Origin of the sequence: Methanobrevibacter thaueri, assembly GCF_015062905.1 — an archaeon.
GTDB lineage: Archaea > Methanobacteriota > Methanobacteria > Methanobacteriales > Methanobacteriaceae > Methanocatella > Methanocatella thaueri_A.
Genome location: NZ_SUTK01000074.1, coordinates 1 through 5,060, shown reverse-complemented (window position 1 = coordinate 5,060; position 5,060 = coordinate 1). Strand labels below are relative to the sequence as shown.

Here is a 5,060-nt window from a genome sequence, read left to right as displayed (position 1 = left end):
TGTTACATTCTTCTCTTCGTGCAAATCGATTAGTTGCTTAAGGATTTTGCTACTTGTCTTTGAATCCAGTGATCCTGTTGGTTCATCCGCCAATATAATTGATGGGTTGTTGGCAAGTGCACGGGCGATGGCCACCCTTTGGCGCTCACCACCGGACAATTTATTTGGCTTCATGTCTGCCTTGTCCCTAAGACCGACATCATCCAGCAGCTTCAGTGCCCTTGACCTCATCTCCTTGGAGGATAATTTTTGTGTATACATTGGAATTTCAATGTTTTCCGCAACGGAAATGTTCGGAATCAGATTGTGCAGCTGGAAAATGAATCCAATCCTTTCCGCCCTGAACTCATTTAATTTCCTGGAGGTTGCAAGGTCCTGGCCGGCAACAGTGATGGAACCTGAATCCGGAACGTCAAGTGCCCCAAGCATATTGAGCAATGTTGACTTGCCTGAACCTGACGGACCGATGATGGATACGAATTCACCATCTTCAATTGTGAGGTTTATGCCGTTCAGCGCCTTGATTTTTCCGCCCTCATAGCTTTTATATAATCCGTTTATTTCTACCGCATTCATGATTTCACCTCACTCGTACCTCAACGCTTCTGTCGGAGGCAGCTTGACCGCCTTGATTGCAGGATACAGCCCACCAACTATTCCGACAATGATTGCTATTGCAAATGCCTGAATGAATATTTTTGGTGTGAACAGCGGCTCTATTCCCATTTGAGGGCCCAATAGAGTGCATGCCAAAAATCCGACAACTGACCCGATGACCGCTGAAACCAGCGTGATCACTATTGATTCGCCGACAATCATTCCAAGAATCCTTTTGTTTGACCATCCGACAGCCTTGAGAACACCGATTTCCCTTGTCCTTTCAAACACGCTCATCAGCATCGTATTGATGATGCCCAAACCGCCAACTATAATGGCGAGAAGGGATATTGCCCAGGTTGATGCCTGAAGCATGTTGAGCATGTCCGCCATCTGCTCCATTTCCATGATTGATGTGATTGTGGTGATGTTATCGCCATATTTTTCATCAATCCTGTCGGCAACTTCCTGTGCGTCCTCACCCTTTTCGACCTTGACGTAGATGTTTGAAATGGAATCCTCATCGTCCATTATTTCCCCGACCTTTGAAATTGATGTGAAGACTCCTCCGGCCATGTTTGAGTCTCCGGTTTCATATATCCCCACAACCTCAAAGTCCTTGCCGTCCACTTCGATATTGTCTCCAACCTTGTAATCATTATCCTCGGCATATATCTCACCAAGAATCACCTCGTCGGCATCGTCTTCAAATATCCTGCCCTCTTTCATTGAGATATCAGCCATTGTTGTTCCTGCAGGATCGATGCCTATGAGCAGGTTCCTGAAATCATCGCCTATCGGTGTCATGACGACATAAATCGGATAGACCTCATCCACTCCGGAAACATTCCCTATCCTATCTGTCCAGGACGCATCAATTGTATCTGTTCCATATGCTGAATCACCGGTTTCCTTTCCTGAAATCTGGAAATCAGCACCTCCCGCATGAATTGTGTCTTCAAATGTATTTACAAGACCGTTTGTGATTCCGCCAAGAGCCACAATGACAATGATGCCTATTGCAATGCCCACAATAGCCAGAATTGCACTGTTCTTTCTCCTGAATGGATTTTTAAGAATGAATTTTAAAAATGACATAATACTAAATAGTAGAGTAATATATAAATAACTAATCATGGCATCGGTCAAGATGCAAAAGCAAGGTGATGAAATGCACAAAAAAGCACTTTTAGAAAACGTTGAAAAAATCCACACAACCGAAATGGGCATTGGAAGGATTCAGAAAAATCTGGGAATTGATGAAGAGCCTGTAGGCTACTGCATTTCCAAATTGAAACAGGAAAATTCAACTGTTAGCAAAGAAGGGAAAAATTACTACGTTGATGTTGACGACTGCATCATAACAGTTAATTCCAGCAGCTTTACAATAATCACTGCCCATAAGAAATAATACCGAATTTTGATTATTCCTTTCTAATTAGAATTCCTAACTTTTAAAGGCCATCATCTTAAAAGTAATATATATTAGACAAAATAATATATTATTGCAAAACATACCATTAATTATGAGAGACATGATTGACAAATCAAAGTTAGGATATAGAAAACATGTTTTAGAGGAGTTTGAATTCGCTAACGGAAAGATCCTTCAGGATGTTGAGGTGGAGTACACCACCAGAGGAACTCCAAAATATGACGAAAACGGCAATGTAACCAATGCAATTATCTATTGCCATAGATTTAATGAAAACTGCCTCTCAATTGGAAATTTACACCAACTAATAGGTCCTGAAAGCGAATTGGCAGACTTTAACTATTTTTACATATCCATTACATCTCTAGGTTATCCGGAATCATGTTCTCCATCTACAACAAATCTGAAAACTGATTTTCCGAAATACACCATTAAAGATCGTGTGGATTTTAAAAGGAAATTTTTAGCTGACGCATTCAATATAACAAAGGTGCTTGGCATCATTGGTGCTGGAATCGGAGGATATGAAGCATATACCTGGGGATGCGAATATCCCGATGAAATGGAATTTCTACTGATTGGAAACAGTGCCTATAAAACAAGCAATTATCGATATATCATCTCAAAATGCATAGAAAGCGTAATCCTTTCATCAGACAATTATATGGATGGCAGTTATGATAAAAACATAACTAAAATCTTGTCCTCGGTTAATTTGCTGATTTATTCACAATATTTATCGAGAAAAGCATTTCAAAATTTTTCTCAAGAGGAAATTGATATATTAATGGATACTTTCATTGATGACGGAATGTCCAGAGATATCTATGATTTAAAATATAGGAATGACGCTGTATTAAACTATGATGTTGAAGACAAGTTATCCAATATCAAGGCAAAGACCTGGATTACCTCCACTAAGGATGACGTCTATTACTCTCCCGAATTCGACGCATATCCCCTTAAGGACAAAATAGAAAATATTAAAATCACACTTTTTGATGCCGAGGATTTTGTCTATAAAGATGACTACTCAATGTTTGCAGACCAGTTTAGAGAATTCCTTGAAGAGTTCAAAAAATAGCTTTATAATTTTAAAAAAAAGTAAAAAAAGAAGAGATTTGTAAATCTCTTTAAATCTAATCATCCATGTCTTCAAATCTGGATTCTAATTTTTCCATTACACCAGGAAGTGAAGTGTATTCCATTTCTTCAGCAGGCAATCTGTGAGGTTCGAATGGACCGTGTCTTCTGATGTAAGTTGCGATTTTAGCAGCTTGTTCACGGGTTGGGTCGAATGCAGGGTCATCAAATAGGTCTACAGGACCAATCAATTCACCGTTAGCAATTTGGAAACCTAATCCCACTACTCTAGGTGGTCCGTCGAATCTGATTGGGTTTGCTTCTGCTTCGGATACAGGCATCATTGGACCGTTGTGGGATCCTCTCATCCATCCGCTTACCATGTGTGGGAATGCAAATGGATCTACACATTCACCGTTAGCAGGGAAACCAGATTGTGCTCTTACGATACATACTGGGTCGTCTTTACCGACGTATTCTCCAGCCATTAAGTTTAATCTTTCGGTACTTATTGCAGCTGCGATTTCACCGTTTTTCTTCCATACTCTTTTGATTACGTATCTTCCGGTGGAACCGATTAATGCGAGCAAGTCGTACATTTCTTCAGGACAGTTTAAGATAACTTTTCTGTGTTCGATTACATCGAATACTTCAAATTTGAATCCATCGTGTAATGATGGGTCGATTACAAGACCTGCAGTGTTGAATGGGTCTGCAAACATTCTGAATACTGGCAAGTTGAATGCACCAGGTTCGGTTTTGTCACAGCAGAACACTAAAACAGGGTCGGATGGCCTTTCTTCAAATTCAAATTCTGCAACACCAGGACCCATACCTTTGATGTTACCGGAGAAGGTATCGGATAACAGGTCTTGACCTGCACCGTATAATTTCAATTCACGAGCCCTTTCGGTAGCTTTCATGAATGCGTCATATGCGGTTTTGTGAACTTCTTCGTTTTCTTCCCCTTTGTCGTGGGTCATGATTAAGTCTATGTCGTCTCCGCAACGGGAGATATAGTAATCTTTTATGATACCTGCTTCTAAAGCTTCGTTTAAAACTTCATCACAAATATCCATTAATTCTGGGTGTGCGACACAGTGTCCTGACACACTTCCGATATCAGCTTTAATTACACTAACTGTAGTTTTCATTTTAAATACCTCGAATTAGTAAATTATTATTTACTAGTCATTTATTATTTTTGATTTGTATACTATTTAATTATTATGTTAATTTTAAAAAAAAGTGGAAAGTGAAAACCTAATCAAGTTTTCTGATTTTCTCAAATGCCTTTTCGATTTCGACATCCTGGTTCATTGCTTCGCATGCCTCTTTCACGCGCTTTAAATCCGCACGGGTTTCAGGGTATTTCGGAACAGCACTGCATCCCCCGTCATCAATTTTGGAGATTTCAAATGTTCCGATTTCCTTTGCGATTGCTGTGATTTCCTCCTTGTCAAGGCCTATCAGCGGTGAGAGTATCGGCATGTCGACGCCGTATCTTGTGGCCAGGATATTGGAAAGTGTCTGTGATGCGACCTGCCCTACGCTGCTTCCGTCGACTATTGCATCCGCACCCAATTTTTGGGCCAACTTTTCTGCTATGTGATACATTCCTGATTTGCACAGAACACAGGTCATCTTTTCAGGGGCGTTGTCCTTGGCCGCCTGCAGGTATTCGCCGTAATCTATTATGCGTTTCTGGATAGGATTTCCCTTGGCGTAGATGTTCAGCTGGTCAACCAAGTGATTGAAGAGCTCTGTGACCTTCGGACCTGAAAAAGGATCGTTGTTGCAGTGAAGCGCCACGACATCGCATCCTCTCTTCATCATCATGTATGCCGCTACGGGAGAGTCTATTCCGCTTGAGAGAAGCACCACAACCTTTCCCTGCGTTCCCAGAGGCAGTCCGCCCGGACCCCGGATTTTCTCATGATAGATG

General features: G+C 41.0%; 6 protein-coding genes. 2 read left to right on the top strand and 4 right to left on the bottom strand.

Translation table 11 applies throughout. The features are described 5' to 3' along the window. Together E7Z79_RS09090 and E7Z79_RS09085 are read right to left on the bottom strand one after the other, a co-directional pair. Positions 1-576 (bottom strand): ABC transporter ATP-binding protein (locus tag E7Z79_RS09090; RefSeq protein WP_303739624.1); only part of this gene is annotated, 576 nt, incomplete at its 3' end. Positions 577-585: 9 nt separating this feature from the next. Further along, entirely contained in the window at positions 586-1,695 is a 1,110-nt protein-coding gene (locus E7Z79_RS09085) for an ABC transporter permease (protein ID WP_303739623.1), read from the bottom strand. Positions 1,696-1,732: 37 nt separating this feature from the next. Between E7Z79_RS09085 and E7Z79_RS09080 the strand changes: the two genes are divergently transcribed. Both E7Z79_RS09080 and E7Z79_RS09075 read left to right on the top strand, forming a co-directional pair. Further along, positions 1,733-2,008 (top strand): DUF3781 domain-containing protein, encoded by a 276-nt coding sequence (locus tag E7Z79_RS09080; RefSeq protein WP_303739622.1) that lies wholly within the window; start codon positions 1,733-1,735, stop codon positions 2,006-2,008. A gap of 115 nt (positions 2,009-2,123) precedes the next feature. After that, the gene (locus E7Z79_RS09075) at positions 2,124-3,116 is read left to right on the top strand and encodes a hypothetical protein (protein ID WP_303739621.1); all 993 of its coding nucleotides are present in this window, start codon (positions 2,124-2,126) and stop codon (positions 3,114-3,116) included. A gap of 55 nt (positions 3,117-3,171) precedes the next feature. Here the strand turns inward: E7Z79_RS09075 and fbp are convergent, their stop codons facing one another. Beyond that, complete coding sequence (fbp, locus tag E7Z79_RS09070; RefSeq protein ID WP_303739620.1) at positions 3,172-4,269, bottom strand: fructose-1,6-bisphosphate aldolase/phosphatase; 1,098 nt, start codon at positions 4,267-4,269, stop codon at positions 3,172-3,174. A 109-nt stretch (positions 4,270-4,378) separates the two neighbouring features. Continuing rightward, the coding region (locus E7Z79_RS09065) for a tRNA sulfurtransferase (RefSeq protein ID WP_303739619.1) at positions 4,379-5,060 on the bottom strand (682 nt) is incomplete at its 5' end.

Bases quoted from the DNA above. Each gene is read 5' to 3' on its own strand.
- E7Z79_RS09075 (WP_303739621.1), top strand. From the start codon at position 2,124: ATGAGAGACATGATTGACAAATCAAAGTTAGGATATAGAAAACATGTT.
- fbp (WP_303739620.1), bottom strand. From the start codon at position 4,269: ATGAAAACTACAGTTAGTGTAATTAAAGCTGATATCGGAAGTGTGTCA.
- E7Z79_RS09080 (WP_303739622.1), top strand. From the start codon at position 1,733: ATGGCATCGGTCAAGATGCAAAAGCAAGGTGATGAAATGCACAAAAAA.
- E7Z79_RS09085 (WP_303739623.1), bottom strand. From the start codon at position 1,695: ATGTCATTTTTAAAATTCATTCTTAAAAATCCATTCAGGAGAAAGAAC.